Source organism: Parahaliea maris (assembly GCF_008064665.1).
In the GTDB taxonomy this organism is placed as follows: Bacteria; Pseudomonadota; Gammaproteobacteria; order Pseudomonadales; family Halieaceae; genus Parahaliea; species Parahaliea maris.
Window position 1 is genome coordinate 26902 of the sequence record NZ_VRZA01000004.1, and the last position, 13344, is coordinate 40245.

Here is a 13344-nt window from a genome sequence, read left to right on the forward strand (position 1 = left end):
ACCCGCAATTTGGCGCTGCGGGTGGTAAATATGCCGGCTGGGGCCAGCTCGGGATGAGCGCGCTAGCGTACCTCCGGGCGCACATCGAAACGTTCGAAGTAAAAGCCGAAGCGCTCCCGCAGCGCCGCCGGGTCGACGCCAAAGTCTTCCTGCAGGCGGTAGCGGATGCGCCCCTCCTTGCCACGGGGATGGTCGACGATAAAGGCCTGCATATCTTCCCGGGCCTGGATGTCGAGATCGGTACCTGCGCGGGCGTAGATCTTCTCCACCATGGCCATGTCGTCCGCCATGAATTCATGGAAGGGGACGTCGATGGTCCGGGCTTCCGGTTGCTGCGGCCGGTCGCGCACGCAGGCCCGCAACAGGTGTTCGACCCGGTCGCTCCAGTAATCGACCAGCGCCGGCAGGTCGATGCGTTGCCGGTTCATGCGCTGGCCATAGGCGATCATGGTTACCGCCGACTGGATCACCGCCACCGGGTCCCGGTGGGTAATGACGATGGTGGCGTCCGGGAATACCTCCCGCAGTACCGGGAGTTGTTCCAGGTGCTGGGGGCACTTGAGCACCCAGCGGTCCGGTCCCTTGCGCCACTGCAATAACTTCAACACGTCGCGCATGTAGCGGTAGTGGGGGCCCTGGTCGTGGGTGTAGTAGTGGTCGCGCCAGCGCGGGCTGGGCGACAGCCATTCGAAATTATAGGAGGCGAAGTCGGGGCCCATCAGCTCCAACTCTTCGTGGATATGATCGGGGTTCATCGGGTGCATTGCGGCCAGCAGTGGGGTGGTCTGCTGCATGCCTTCCCACTGCGCCGCGCAGCGCTGGTAGCGCGGGTCGCTGCTGTCGTCGGTCACCGGCTCGCCGGGCAGAGGCAGGGGTTCGTAGGATTCCCACAGGGGCAGTGAACGGAAGCGACGGTCCGCAGCCAGCAGGTTGAGCAGGTGGGTGGTGCCCGAGCGCGGCAGGCCGGCGACAATCAGGGGGCGGCGGACCGGTTGTTCCAGGGCCTGCGGGTGACGGCGGGCAAAATCCCGGATCAGCAGGCGATTGCTGGCATAGCGCACCAGGTAGCCGAACAGGTTGCTGCGCTGCAGCGCTGTCATTCCCGTATCTGTCCCCCATTCATCGAGCAGCAGTTGCAGGCGCTCGCGAAAATCATCCGGGCCGAAATCCTCCAGCCCGGTCCGGTCTCTGGCCGCCGCCAGCACCGCCGCCTCGGTGAAGTCCACCGTCTGGGCCTCGCCGTAGGCCAGTGCGGCCCGTTGTGCCGGGTTCAGTTCGGGGTGGGCGAGATCATCGATATGGATAGCCGTTGTCATCGGGGGCTCCGGGGTTCAGGGGGAGAGCAGTTGCAGCCGCTGCTGTATTTCGGGGGAAACCGGTGCAGCCAGCAGCGCGTAAATTGCGTCCACCAGGTTGAGAACAAACAGCGGGTCATCCCGCAGAATCGAGTCCGCTGTCACCTGCTGGCGGCTCATGTTCTCCAGCAGTTGCGAATGGTCCGCCAGGCCATGAAACAGCAGGCTTGCCGCCAGTTGCAGGCGCTGCTCACGCACCGCGTCTGGCAGTTGCGGAAGGGTGAGCCTGAAGGCGCGCGCCAGCTGCTCGGCGCCCTCGGCCCGCAGGGTGGCCGTATCCGGTTTCAACAGCGACAGGGTATGGGTCGACGTCAGCTGGGCATTGACGCGAATGAAGTGCAGGCCACCGTCCGGGTCCTGCAGTTTGTCTGCGACCGGCTCTACCCACGCCTTCACCACGGACTCAAGGGTCAGTTCGCCGGCTGCTTCCAGCGCTGCGATACGCTGGTTCCTGAGCGCGGCAATACCGGGAACGTGCTTGTCCACAATGGCCTGTAGCAGACCGTCCTTGCTGCCGAAATGGTACTGGCAGGCGTTGGAATTACGCTGCTTCGAGGCGCGGTTGATTTCACTGAGGGAGACACCCTCGACACCGCGCTCCGCGAACAGTTGTTCGGCGACGGCGATGAGCCGGGCGCGGGTGGTTTCGCTGCGCGCGTTCTGGCGTTGTTTTGCGGCGGGCACGGCTCAACCCGCCACCGAGAAGCCGCCGTCAACCGGCAGGGTCTGGCCGGTGACGTAGCCGGCGGCGCTGCTGGTCAGGAACAGTACCGGACCGGCAATATCCAGCGGTTGGCCGAAACGGCCCAGGGGGGTGCGCGCGAGGCTGGGGGCCGCGGCTTCCTCGTGGGCGAGGAAGCCGGCCGTCATATTGCTGTGAATCAATCCCGCCGCGACCGCGTTGACCCGTATGTTGTCGCGGGCCCAGCGCATGGACAGGGTCTTGGTCAGTTGTACCAGCGCCGCCTTGGCGGCGCCGTAGGCGGGTACCACTTCCACCCCGAAGTAGGAGGTCATGGAGGCGAGCCCGATCACCGCACCGCCCCCCGGCAGCGAACTCCCGGCCAGCAGGGGGTGGCAGGCCCGGGCCAGGCGATAGGCGCTGAGCAGATTGACCTGGATCGACTTCTCGAAGACCTCCGGCTGGTATTCATCCTCCAGCATGAAGTTGCCACCGGCGTTATTGACCAGGATGTCCAGCGCCGGCAGGGCAGCGGCCACCGCATCGATCTGCTCGTTGTCTGTCAGCTCCAGTGGCAGGTAGCGATAGGCACTGAGATCGCGGTCGTAGTCGGCGGCCCGGGACCGGGTGCCGGTGATGGTGACGCTGGCACCCGCTGCGGCGTAGGCTGCTGCGATGCCGGCGCCAATCCCATTGGTGCCGCCGGTCACCAACACCCTGGCGCCGCGAAAATCATAGCGGCAATCGGGCCAGGTGGCAGGGAGGTTGTTATCGTTCATCGCAAATACCCGCTTGAGCGCATCAGCCAAAAAATAATGCGGTCATATTAAAAATATCTTGCCGCCCGATGCAAGCCCCTCTAGCATCGATCGCGAGCGAGCCCGGTTGTGGGAGCGGAGGAGATCAGTACATGAAATTCTGGCAGTCAGTCACGTGGATGGAGGCGGAGCAATTGGTGCCGGTGGCCCGCTTCGCGGAGGAGCTGGGGTTTGAGGGGGTGTTGAACGCCGACCATGCCGTCTACCCGGAGGAGGTGAAGGCACCGTATCCCTACTCGGACAATGGCAAGCCGCCGATGACGGCGGCGGATCCCTATCCCGACTGCTGGGTCAGCCTGGCCTTCATGGCCGCGGCGACCACTCGCCTGCGCTTTTCCACGTCTGTTTACGTGCTGCCACTGCGCAATCCGTTCGAGGTGGCGAAGGCGGCTGGTGCGCTGTCGCTGTTCAGCGGTGAGCGTTTCGCCCTCGGTGTCGGCGCGGGGTGGATGAAAGACGAATTCGATATCTACGGGGTCGAGTTCCGCGCCCGGGGCCGGCGTATGGACGAGATGATCGAGATCATGCAGGCCCTGTGGCGCGGCGGCATGGTGGAGCACCACGGTGAGTTCTACGACTTCCCGCGGTTGCAGATCGAACCGCCGCCGCCGGCACCGGTGCCGGTGTGGGTGGGGGGCGCCAATCCGGCAGCCCTGCGCAGGGCCGCGGTGCTCGGTGATGGCTGGATTGGCGCGGGCAATACCCTGGCGGAGGTGCCGCCCCTGCTGCAACGGCTCGCGGCCTTGCGCGCCGAAGCGGGCCGGGAACAGGAGCCGTTCGAGACCTTGGTCGGCCTGACGGAACCCGCCACCCCGGACGATTATCGGCGCCTGGGCCAGCAGGGCATGACCGCCGGGGTGGTGCCGCCCTTTTATTTCACGCTGGGGAAGCGCTCGTCTCTGGATGACAAGAAACGGGCGATGGAAGCATTTGCGCGGCGCTACATCGAGCGCTAGGGTAGGCTACTCCAGCAGACAGCAGCGTTGACGGGTGGGTGTAGTGTCAATGGGCCCCGTCAATGGGCCCAGTCAATGAGCATAGTCGAGCCGGCGCCGTCCGCGATTGTGGCGATGCTCGGGGCCGTCTGCGCGGTGGTGCAGACCCAGGGCCAGGTCCTGCAGGTCGCGGCGGTCGACCTGGCTGCGCCGGTCCTCGTGGTGTTCGTAGGTGCACTGGCAGCGTTCCGCGTCGCAGCGGGCCAGGGGCAGCAATGGTGCAGCGTCCTGCAGGTAGCGCCTGTTTTCAAGCTTGCGCACGGCACCGCAGCATTCGGGACCCGCGTGTACCGACACGCCGCGGTAGCGAAAGCCCGGCGAACCGCTGCGTATTCTGCGGCGCTCCCCGCGACGATGGCGTGGACGGGAAAGGACGATGAAGGCGAGACAGACCACAATGGCCAGCAGGATGATTGTCACGGGTACCACCTTCCCTGACACGGGAGCTTGCTGAACAAAAAACGTACAGAGAGTCTAGTCTTCACTCGGTTAGTCTGCCGGCTCGGGCGTAAAAGTGTGATGCGGATCACAGAATGCTAGTTATGTCGTTGACAGGCTGATAGCATAAAACTCCCACCTATGGTTACACGTGGTAATTGAATAATGTTTGATCGCAATAAAGATAAGGGCAAAGCACCGGAACGTCCGGCTGCCGTGCCAGAGCCCAAGGCGACTGCACCGCAGGATCCTCCGTCGCAGGCTGCCCCCGACTACAGCCAACCTCTAGTTTCCGCCTCAAGGAGTGCCGCAATGATTGGACCGAGCATCAAGATCAAGGGTGAAGTGACCGGTGACGAGGATCTCGTCATTCGCGGTAGCGTAGACGGCACCATCGACCTGTCTTCCCATGAAGTCACCGTGGGTGAGTCGGGCAAGGTCAAGGCCGACATCAAGGCCCGCACCGTGATCATCAACGGCGAGGTGACTGGCGATATCACCGGCGGCGAGAAAGTGATCATTGCCAAGACCGGTCACGTGCGCGGCAATATCATCGCCCCGCGCATGACCCTCGAAGACGGCGCCGTGTTCAAGGGCAGCATCGACATGGACCCGGGTGAGAAGGCCGTGGTCAAGCCGGCGGCAACCCCCGCACCCGCGCCCAAGCCCGCCGCCGCGCCGGCGAGCAATGCGCCCAACCTGGATCTGAAAAGCGGCTGAATCGGCAATGAGGACAGGGCGGGCTGCCATTCGGCAGCCCGCTTTTTATTATGAGTGACCTGCAGCCATCCCGGCTGTTGCCCGCGCTGTTTGAGCACGTCGACGACGAGTGGCCGTTGACGGTGCTGCACATCGGCCCGGCGCTGCCCGAAACCGTACAATTCTTCTCCGCCTTCCGCTGCAAGCTGCACTTCGCCGACCTCTACGACGAATTGCCGCTGCGCCGCAATGAGGGCGGCGAGGAAGGACCGTCCCTGGAAGCTCGTATCGAGGAGGCCCTCTGTCTGCCCGGTGGCGCGCTGTTCGACCTGTGTTTCTTCTGGGACGTGCTCAACTTCCTCCACCGGGACGCCATCATCGCCCTGATGAACAACCTGCGGCCCCACCTGCACCCGGATAGCCGCGCTCACTGCTTTGCCCCGCACAACGCCAAGACGCCCGCGTCTCCGACCTTTTACGGCATTGCCGACGCCGGCAATTTCCGGGTGCGCCAGCGCTCCGCCATTCCGCCCGATTACCAGCCGCACCCCCAGGGCGAGCTGAACAGCCTGTTGTCCTGTTTCCGGGTGGATCGCAGCGTGCTGTTGCCGGACCGGCGCACCGAACTGTTACTGCAGGCGAAACTCGGGGGCTGATGAGGGCAGCTCCATCGCGAACGATGCACGAATGTGCTCGCGCCTCGGGTAAACTGTGCGGATGAAACTCTCGGTACTGGATCAATCCCTGGCGCGCTCGGCCGATACTCCCGGCGAGGCACTGCAAGAATCCCTGGTCATGGCTCGGCACTGTGAAGCGCTCGGTTACGAGCGCTTCTGGGTGTCGGAGCATCACGCCTTTCCCTCGGTTGCGGTCAGCGCGCCGGAAGTGCTGTTGGCGGCCCTGGGCGCGGCAACCTCCACTATCCGGCTGGGCTCCGGCGGCATTATGTTGCCGCACTACAGCCCCTACAAGGTGGCGGAAGTGTTCTCCCTGCTGGCCAACCTGTACCCGGGACGCATTGACCTCGGGGTGGGGCGGGCACCGGGGGCGGATATGTCCACGGCCGCCGCCCTGTCACCCGATGGCCGGCCGCGCTTCGAACGCTTTCCGGAGCAGGTGGCGGCGCTCAGTGATTACCTGTGGGATCCGGCGGCGAAGCCCCTGGTGAGCCCCCGGCCACCCGCCGGGTTGCCCCTGTGGATGCTCGGCTCGAGTCCCGACAGCGCAGTACTCGCCGCCCGGCGCGGTCTGCCTTACAACCTGGGGCTGTTTATCAATCCCCAGGCGGCGGCGGAGCTGACCCATCTGTACAAGGCCCATTTCCAGCCCTCGGAACTGCAACCAGCGCCTTACGCCATCATCACCACCAGTGTGTTTTGTGCCGACGACGAGGCCCGCGCCCGGGCCCTGCAGCTCACCTTTGATCTGAACTTCTATCGCTTCGTGACCGGGCAGAGCGACGGCCACTCGCTGACCCCGGAGCAGGCCCTGGCCTGGCCCGTCGGCCCCCGCGAGGAAGCGTTTATCGCCAGTCGCAACCGCAACCGGGCGGTGGGTACCCCGGCCCAGGTGCGGGCCCAGCTGCAGGACCTGGCGCAGCGCTTTGCCGCCGACGAGGTCATGGTCGTGAGCAACATGTACTACCTCGATGATCGCAAGCGCAGCTTCGAACTGCTGCGCTCGGTGTTTGACTGAGGGTCGCTCCGGCGCGGAATAATTCTTGCATCGTACCCGGTTATCGGAGCAATTCTCGGGCGATGCATGAGCGAAGTGTCCATCGGAACGCTGGAAATCCCTACCTGGCTGCTACTGACCGGGGCTGTCCTGGCCCTGGCGATCGTATTCCTGGCGATAAAACGCTTCATTCTGGTGCGCCTTACGCGACTGACTGACCGTTCCCAGTATCGCTACGACTCGCTGCTGCTGCGGGCGGCCAACTTTCCCCTGACCATCGCCATCCTGGTGGCCTGCCTGTTCCTGCTGGAGAGCCTGTTGCGCCACTACGGGGTGATGCAGAGCCCGATCAACGGCAATAGCGTGGTGGCCGCGAAGATACTGTTGATTTTCGCCATCCTGATTTTTGTCGACCGCTTTGCCATCGGCGCCTTGCAACTGCACGCCGCGGACGGCTCCCAAACCCTGCAGAGTAGCCGGGGTATTCTCAAGGGCATCACCCGCGGGGTGATCTTCGGTATCGGGTTGTTGATGATCATGGGGACCCTGGGTATTTCCATCACCCCCATCGTCGCTTCGCTCGGGATCACCTCGCTCGCCGTTGCCCTGGCCTTGCAGCCCACCCTGGAAAACTTTTTTTCCGGTGTGCAACTTGTTATCGACAAGCCGATTCGCGTAGACGACTTTATCGAACTGGACTCGGGCGAGCAGGGTTTCGTGGAAAAGATCGGCTGGCGGTCCACCTGGATTCGCATGTTGCCCAACAATACGGTGATCATGCCCAACAGCGCCCTGTCGAACTCGAAGATCATCAACTACTTCTATCCCAGCAAGGAGCTGTCGGTGCCGGTGGAGGTGGGGGTGCACTACAGTTCGGATCTCGACCACGTGGAACGGGTGACCCTGGAAGTGGCGCGGGAGATACTGAAAACCCACGAGTGGGGGGTGGGGGACTACGACACCTTCGTGCTGTTCCACACCTTCGACAGCTCCAGTATCAACCTCACGGTCATGCTGCGGGCCCAGGAGTACTACCAGCGATTCTGGGTCAAGTCCGCCTTCGTCAAGGCCCTGCACAAGCGCTACGCCGAAGAGGGCATTGTGATTCCCTATCCCATTCGCGCGATCAATACCGATCAGGAAGGGGCAAAACTGATGCCGGCACCGGGGCCTGGTGCAGAGCAGGGCGGCTGATCAGTCCTGCCAGCCCGTCCAGCCCGGGCCGCGCACCACCTGCCCGGGAGTGGCACCGGTGTGCTCGCCGTCTTGCAGTACCTGCACGCCGTTGACAATCACGTCACTGACGCCCACGGCATAGCGGTGCGGGTCGTCGTAGGTCGCCACATCGTTGATCGTGTCCGGGTCAAACACCACCACGTCGGCGTGGTACCCCGGCACCAGTGAGCCGCGTTCCCGCAGGCCGAGGTGGGCCGCCGGCAGAGAGGTCATCTTGCGAATGGCCTCCGCCAGCGGAATCACCTGCTCGTCCCTGACATAGCGGCCCAGCAGGCGGGCGAAATTACCATAGGCCCTGGGGTGGGTACTGCTGTTGAGAAACACGCCTTCGGGCGCCATGGAGTAAGCGTCGGAACCGAAGCTCATCCAGGGTAGGGCGATCCCGCGCTTCACGTTCTCCTCGGACATCAGGAAGTACACCACCTGGACCCGGCTGCCGTCCTCGATGACGAGGTCCATGGCGGTCTGTTGGGGGTTGGTTCCGCGTTCCTCGGCCACTTCGCTCAAGGTTCTACCGGTGTACTTGCGCAGCTCGGGATTGCGGAAGCCCACCAGCAGGGTGCCCTCGGGGCCGGCCGCCAGCATCAGGTTGGACCAGTCGGCTTCACGGTCGAGCATTTCCTCCTGCAGCTTTGCGCGGACCTCCGGGTTCTGCAGGCGTTCACGCCAGTCTGCGTAGCCGCCTTCCTGCACCCAGGGCGGCATGGCCGCGTCCAGACCGGTGGAGCCCGCGGTGTAGGTGTACATGTCGGCGCTGATCCGCAGGCCCTCGGCCCGGGCCTGTTCGATCTTCGCCACCGCCTCGTCGAACTTGCTCCAGTTGGATTCACCGCTCTGCTTGAAGTGGTAGATCTCCGCCGGTGCACCCGACTCCCGGGCGATCGTGATCAGTTCGTCGATGGCTTCCAGCAGCCGGTTGCCCTCGCTGCGCATGTGGGAGATGTACATGCCGCCGTACTCGGCGGCTACTGAAGTGAGGGCAATGAGTTCCTCGGTACTGGCGTAGTAGGCCGGCGCGTAGATCAGCGAGGAGCCCACGCCCAGCGCACCTTCTTCCATGCCCTGGCGCACCAGCGCCTGCATGCGCTCGAGTTCTTCAGCGGTCGGCGCCCGGTCCTCGTATCCCACTTCGTGCACCCGCACCGTGGTGGCACCGACGAAGGAGGCCACGTTGGTCGATACACCGCGCTGTTCGAGGTACTCCAGGAATTCCCCCAGGCTGGTCCACTCGATGTCGTAGGTAATGTCGCTCTGGCGGGCCTTTTCCTCGGCCTTCATGGTGTCGTTCCAGGGGCCCCAGGACTCCCCTTCACCGAACACTTCCAGGGTCACACCCTGGCGAATATCACCCTGGCTGCGGCCGTCGTGAATCAGGGAATCCAGTGCCCAGCTCAGCATGTTGATAAAGCCGGGTGCCACCGCCTTGCCGCTGGCGTCGATAGTGAAACCACCGTCTTTGGTGTTGTCACTGTCAAAGTCGCCCAGGGCGACGATCCGGCCGTCGTCAATGGCGACATCAGCCTGCACGCCCGGCGCGCCGCTGCCGTCGTAGACGGTGCCGTTGAGAATCACGCCGTCATAGCGCGGAGCAGGCTCGGGTACCGGGGCCGCTGCCTCCTGCTCGGTGCAGGCTTGCAGGCACAGGGCCATGCCCATGAGAAGGCCGAGGGTAGTGCGCGTCAGGCGTTTGTTCATGCTGGTGTGCATTCCCTGTCAGTGATTACAGTCCGGAACCGTCCTGGGAGTAGATGACCCAGATTTTGGTATAGCCCTCGGTCTCCCACACACCGGTCCATTCCTTCGGGATGGTAACGGCTTCGCCGGCTTCGATCACCTGCACACTGCCATCGGCGGAGGTGAGGGTCACGCTGCCCTCGAGAAAGTACATGAACTCATCGACGCCATAGGGTTCATTGATTTCCCAGCGGGAGGCGGGGGCCTTGTACATTCCCGAAGCGAACTTCTTGTCGGAACTCAGCAGCGAGGTGATATCCAGCACGGTGCCGTTGTCGCGTTCGGTTTTCTTGGTGGCTTCGCTGTCGAATATCTTGCCGGCAATGTCAGCCCTGGTCATTTCGGCGGGGGTGATGACATCGTCGGCCAGGGCCACAGAACTGGCGAACAGGGCGGCACAGGCGGTTGCAATCAAACGCATTTCGAAACTCCTCGTTGTGGGTGTTATGTCGCTAGAGATAGGCAATACCCAGGTAGCCGATGGTGGAGACCACCGCGGCAATCAGGGCGTAGGGGAACTGGGTCAGGGCGTGTTGCAGCGGCGTACACCCGGTCGCCTGGGAGGTGAGCACCGTGGCGTCGGAGTAGAAGCAGGCGTGGCTGCCAAAGGTACTCGCTGACAGGGTGGCGCCAATCACCAGGGTCATGTCGGCCCCCAACTTGTGACCGAGGGTGGTCACAATAGGCAAGACGATCACGAACACGCCCCAGTTGGAGCCGGTCATGAAGGACACCAGCGCCATGCTCACGAAAATGACCGCCGGCAACAACTCCGCGGTCATGATGGGCTCCATGGCACCCACCACGTAGGAGGGCAGGGCGAGAGCATCGTTGACGTCCTTGAGAATGAACGCGGCCACCAGTACGGCGAGGGGCTCGATCATGGTCTTGAAGCCGTCGATCACCGTGTCGAAGGTGTCGTGCATGTCCAGCAGGCGCAGGCCCAGGACCAGGCACACCGTGACGCCCAGGGTGATGTAGATACCCACGAGGAAGTCGTTGTCGAAGTACATGGTGCTGGATACCAGCAGCAGCATCGGCACCACGAACAGCCACATCCGCGGGCGCACATCGTCCCGTGGCTTGATGGCCTTGTTGGCCTTTTCGATGTGTTCGGCATCCGGGGGCACCATCTGGCCGAGTTCCCGGGCGCGGGTCTCGGCGGCCTTCATCGGCCCGAGGTCCGGGATGACACGCCAGATCACCAGTGGTACCAGCAGTACTGCGGCCCAGGCGTAGAACATGTAGGGAATGGCGGAGATGTACACCGCCAGGCCCTGGCCTTCCTCGGCCAGTCCGTTGGCGACCAGCAGGCCGCCAAAGAATGCGCCCCAGGTGGAGAAGGGGATAATCACGCTGATCGGTGCCGCGGTGGTGTCCACCACGTAGGCCAGCTTTTCCCGGGACACCCGGAATTTATCCGTGAGGTCGCGCATGGCAGCGCCCACCGCCAGGGAGTTCAGGTAGTCGTCGACAAACATCAGAATACCGAGAGCCCAGGTGGTGAAGAGGGCGCCGGTCTGGCTGTGTACCCGCTTGGCCAGGGCGATGGTAAAGGCCCGGGCAGAGCCGGTGCGGATCAGCAGGCCGATCAGGCTGCCCATGAAACCGCAGACCAGGATCACCCAGGCTACGTCCTCATCGGTCAGCACCCGCAGGGACGTCTCGGCGAGCCCGGTAACGAAGCCGCTGCCGTGGAGCATGATCAAACCCAGCAGGCCGCCGCAGATCAGCGACTCGATGGGGCGGCGGGTCCACACCGCCATGATGAAAACCAGTGCCGTCGGCACCAGGGAAAGCGCAGTTCCGCTCACTTCCATACTTTATCAACTCACCTGTTCGTTGGTGGCACGCCACGCGGCGTCGATGGCGCCGTTGACGAAAGCATATGCCGAGGCATCGGAATTGGCGATGGATATTCTTCCCATCTGGCGCGCGCCCAACAGGTGAGGTCCGTTATCCGGGCCGTACTCGGGTGGGTCGGAATACTCGTTGTATTCGTAGGCGTAGCCGTGGGGCCAGCGGTTGACCGTGATGGCGGCGATATCCCGCTCCGGGTCGAAGTCGTTGCTGCCCAGTGCGCCGTCGAGGGTGCTGACAATGTGCTGCTCGAACGCCTCGAAGGGGGTTTCATACAGCTTGCGCCGGCCGAGGACATGTTGCTCCTTGGCCTCCAGGCCCTGGTCGGGCGCGCAGGGTACGTAGGATCCGTGCAGTACCGTGGGCTGGTCCGGGTCGTTGGCGTAGTGGTAGCCGCCCATGCTCACCGGGAAATCCATGCCGATGGAGTGCATCATCTCCGGATCGGGGATGGTGAAACTGCTGTAGCCGGCACTGGCAAAGGCCCGCCAGTTGCGCAGGGCAATACTCATGTACACCAGCGGCACCTTGGTGGAGTACTCGATGGCCTCGCGCTGCTCGGCGGGCAGTTCCGGGCAGATATAGGGAATGAGGTCGTTGTAGCAGGCGAGGATCGTGTGCTTGCCGCGCACCCTGTACAGATCGCCCTGGTTGACGTAGGTGACGTCCACGAACTTCTGGTCTGCCGTGTGCCGCACATCGACGGCGGTACTGTTCAGGCGGATGCGGGTGTTGCTGTCGGCCTTGTCCAGCGCGGCGTAGTCGGCGCGTGCCAGCACCAGGTCTTCCATGGTGGACCCGGGGATCGCCTCCGGCAGCAGGTTGCGCACCAGCGACCTGGCCACCCCGGCGTTGCCGTCGGGGAAGTGGAAAATATAGGGTTCGTCCCGCTCCGGGGAACGTTGGTCGTAGTCGCCCAGGTCCAGGTGCAGGGTTCCGGGCAAGCCCATGCGGGCCGCCTCGAGGGCGCTCTGGGCATCCCAGCCAACACCCCACCAGCCGCGAATGCCGTCTCTGAGCAGGACGTAAACCGGCTCTGGTACGCCGGCATCCCCCAGCAGAAAATCCTTGTAGGTGATGCTGCGCAGGTAGGCCACTTTCTCGGCCTGTGGCCTGCCGGCCAGGTAGTCGATCTCTTCATTCAATAATTTGAGCAGTGCCTGCCGCGAACTCTCATCGAGGGGGTACTGCTGCAAAATGTCGGTGTTGTGCTGGCGATTCTCCGCCGAGGGTCCATTGCGGTAATCGGGGGCAATCACATCCTGCCCGTAACGCGATTTCGAGAAGTACAGGCCTCGCTCGAGCTGGTTGCGCTCAAAGAAGGTGCGGTCGAAATAGTCGTAGAAGCGCTCGGTGTGGATACCGACATCCTTGAGCAACTGGCTGGCCGCAGGGGAATAGCTGCCGGGGGTGTCGATCGACTGGCTGCCGCCGTAGCAGATCAGTTTCTTGCCGTCGACATCGAACTCGTTGCGCTTGGCGTGACCGCCAAAATCGTCGTGGTTGTCGAGGACCAGAATCTTTGCCCCCGCACCCAGTTTCTGGCGATAGAAGTGGGCGGCGGCGAGGCCCGAGATACCCCCGCCAACCACGATGAGATCGTAGACGGCTTCTGTCAGCTGCTTCGGTTGCGGGTATTTCGCGCCGGCCCAGGACATGGAGTGGGCCACCTCGAAGGAGCCTGGGTGGCTGCCGCGCATCCCGGTGAGCGAGGGCGGGTAGTAGATCCCTGAACCCGAAGCCGTCTGGGCAAAGCCTCGCAGTGGCTGGAGGCCGCCGGCGAGCATGCCGACGGCAACCCCGCCGAGGAAATCCCGGCGGGTGATACCTTTCTTGCTGGACATGAACGGTTC

At 63.6% G+C, this 13344-nt stretch carries 13 protein-coding genes; 5 read left to right on the forward strand and 8 right to left on the reverse strand.

Annotated elements, in window-relative coordinates; all coding sequences use genetic code 11:
• Window positions 1–62 precede the first annotated feature (62 nt).
• From FV139_RS12005 to FV139_RS12015, 3 genes are read right to left on the reverse strand one after another with little or no spacing between them, the layout of a single operon-like run.
• Complete coding sequence (locus FV139_RS12005; RefSeq protein WP_148068704.1) at window positions 63–1316, reverse strand: sulfotransferase family protein; 1254 nt, start codon at window positions 1314–1316, stop codon at window positions 63–65.
• A 15-nt stretch (window positions 1317–1331) separates the two neighbouring features.
• The gene (locus FV139_RS12010; protein ID WP_148068705.1) at window positions 1332–2039 is read right to left on the reverse strand and encodes a TetR/AcrR family transcriptional regulator; all 708 of its coding nucleotides are present in this window, start codon (window positions 2037–2039) and stop codon (window positions 1332–1334) included.
• 3 nt (window positions 2040–2042) lie between these two features.
• Complete coding sequence (locus FV139_RS12015) at window positions 2043–2816, reverse strand: SDR family NAD(P)-dependent oxidoreductase (protein WP_148068706.1); 774 nt, start codon at window positions 2814–2816, stop codon at window positions 2043–2045.
• 131 nt (window positions 2817–2947) lie between these two features.
• Between FV139_RS12015 and FV139_RS12020 the strand changes: the two genes are divergently transcribed.
• Window positions 2948–3811, forward strand: coding sequence for a TIGR03619 family F420-dependent LLM class oxidoreductase (locus tag FV139_RS12020; protein WP_148068707.1), 864 nt, complete (start codon window positions 2948–2950; stop codon window positions 3809–3811).
• 72 nt (window positions 3812–3883) lie between these two features.
• Here FV139_RS12020 and FV139_RS12025 read toward each other — a convergent pair whose 3' ends face one another.
• Complete coding sequence (locus FV139_RS12025) at window positions 3884–4270, reverse strand: hypothetical protein (protein ID WP_148068708.1); 387 nt, start codon at window positions 4268–4270, stop codon at window positions 3884–3886.
• Between the two features lie 330 nt (window positions 4271–4600).
• Between FV139_RS12025 and FV139_RS12030 the strand changes: the two genes are divergently transcribed.
• From FV139_RS12030 to FV139_RS12045, 4 genes are all read left to right on the forward strand, one after another.
• Window positions 4601–5008 (forward strand): bactofilin family protein, encoded by a 408-nt coding sequence (locus FV139_RS12030; RefSeq protein WP_148068709.1) that lies wholly within the window; start codon window positions 4601–4603, stop codon window positions 5006–5008.
• A gap of 50 nt (window positions 5009–5058) precedes the next feature.
• Window positions 5059–5643, forward strand: a complete 585-nt coding sequence (locus tag FV139_RS12035; RefSeq protein ID WP_148068710.1) for a hypothetical protein — start codon at window positions 5059–5061, stop codon at window positions 5641–5643.
• A gap of 61 nt (window positions 5644–5704) precedes the next feature.
• The gene (locus tag FV139_RS12040; RefSeq protein WP_148068711.1) at window positions 5705–6682 is read left to right on the forward strand and encodes an LLM class flavin-dependent oxidoreductase; all 978 of its coding nucleotides are present in this window, start codon (window positions 5705–5707) and stop codon (window positions 6680–6682) included.
• 66 nt (window positions 6683–6748) lie between these two features.
• Entirely contained in the window at window positions 6749–7855 is a 1107-nt protein-coding gene (locus FV139_RS12045; protein WP_148068712.1) for a mechanosensitive ion channel family protein, read from the forward strand.
• Here FV139_RS12045 and FV139_RS12050 read toward each other — a convergent pair whose 3' ends face one another.
• From FV139_RS12050 to FV139_RS12065, 4 genes are read right to left on the reverse strand one after another with little or no spacing between them, the layout of a single operon-like run.
• Window positions 7856–9592 carry an N-acyl-D-amino-acid deacylase family protein gene (locus tag FV139_RS12050; protein ID WP_235898641.1) on the reverse strand — a complete coding sequence of 579 codons (1737 nt, stop codon included), beginning with the start codon at window positions 9590–9592 and terminating at the stop codon, window positions 7856–7858.
• Between the two features lie 25 nt (window positions 9593–9617).
• The gene (locus tag FV139_RS12055) at window positions 9618–10052 is read right to left on the reverse strand and encodes a cupin domain-containing protein (RefSeq protein ID WP_148068713.1); all 435 of its coding nucleotides are present in this window, start codon (window positions 10050–10052) and stop codon (window positions 9618–9620) included.
• Between the two features lie 31 nt (window positions 10053–10083).
• Window positions 10084–11451 (reverse strand): Na+/H+ antiporter NhaC family protein, encoded by a 1368-nt coding sequence (locus tag FV139_RS12060; RefSeq protein ID WP_148068714.1) that lies wholly within the window; start codon window positions 11449–11451, stop codon window positions 10084–10086.
• Between the two features lie 6 nt (window positions 11452–11457).
• Complete coding sequence (locus FV139_RS12065) at window positions 11458–13335, reverse strand: NAD(P)-binding protein (RefSeq protein WP_148068715.1); 1878 nt, start codon at window positions 13333–13335, stop codon at window positions 11458–11460.
• Between the last annotated feature and the right edge of the window lie 9 nt (window positions 13336–13344).

Bases quoted from the DNA above. Each gene is read 5' to 3' on its own strand.
- FV139_RS12005 (WP_148068704.1), bottom strand. From the start codon at position 1,316: ATGACAACGGCTATCCATATCGATGATCTCGCCCACCCCGAACTGAAC.
- FV139_RS12015 (WP_148068706.1), bottom strand. From the start codon at position 2,816: ATGAACGATAACAACCTCCCTGCCACCTGGCCCGATTGCCGCTATGAT.
- FV139_RS12020 (WP_148068707.1), top strand. From the start codon at position 2,948: ATGAAATTCTGGCAGTCAGTCACGTGGATGGAGGCGGAGCAATTGGTG.
- FV139_RS12030 (WP_148068709.1), top strand. From the start codon at position 4,601: ATGATTGGACCGAGCATCAAGATCAAGGGTGAAGTGACCGGTGACGAG.
- FV139_RS12035 (WP_148068710.1), top strand. From the start codon at position 5,059: ATGAGTGACCTGCAGCCATCCCGGCTGTTGCCCGCGCTGTTTGAGCAC.
- FV139_RS12040 (WP_148068711.1), top strand. From the start codon at position 5,705: ATGAAACTCTCGGTACTGGATCAATCCCTGGCGCGCTCGGCCGATACT.
- FV139_RS12045 (WP_148068712.1), top strand. From the start codon at position 6,749: ATGAGCGAAGTGTCCATCGGAACGCTGGAAATCCCTACCTGGCTGCTA.
- FV139_RS12050 (WP_235898641.1), bottom strand. From the start codon at position 9,592: ATGAACAAACGCCTGACGCGCACTACCCTCGGCCTTCTCATGGGCATG.
- FV139_RS12055 (WP_148068713.1), bottom strand. From the start codon at position 10,052: ATGCGTTTGATTGCAACCGCCTGTGCCGCCCTGTTCGCCAGTTCTGTG.
- FV139_RS12060 (WP_148068714.1), bottom strand. From the start codon at position 11,451: ATGGAAGTGAGCGGAACTGCGCTTTCCCTGGTGCCGACGGCACTGGTT.
- FV139_RS12065 (WP_148068715.1), bottom strand. From the start codon at position 13,335: ATGTCCAGCAAGAAAGGTATCACCCGCCGGGATTTCCTCGGCGGGGTT.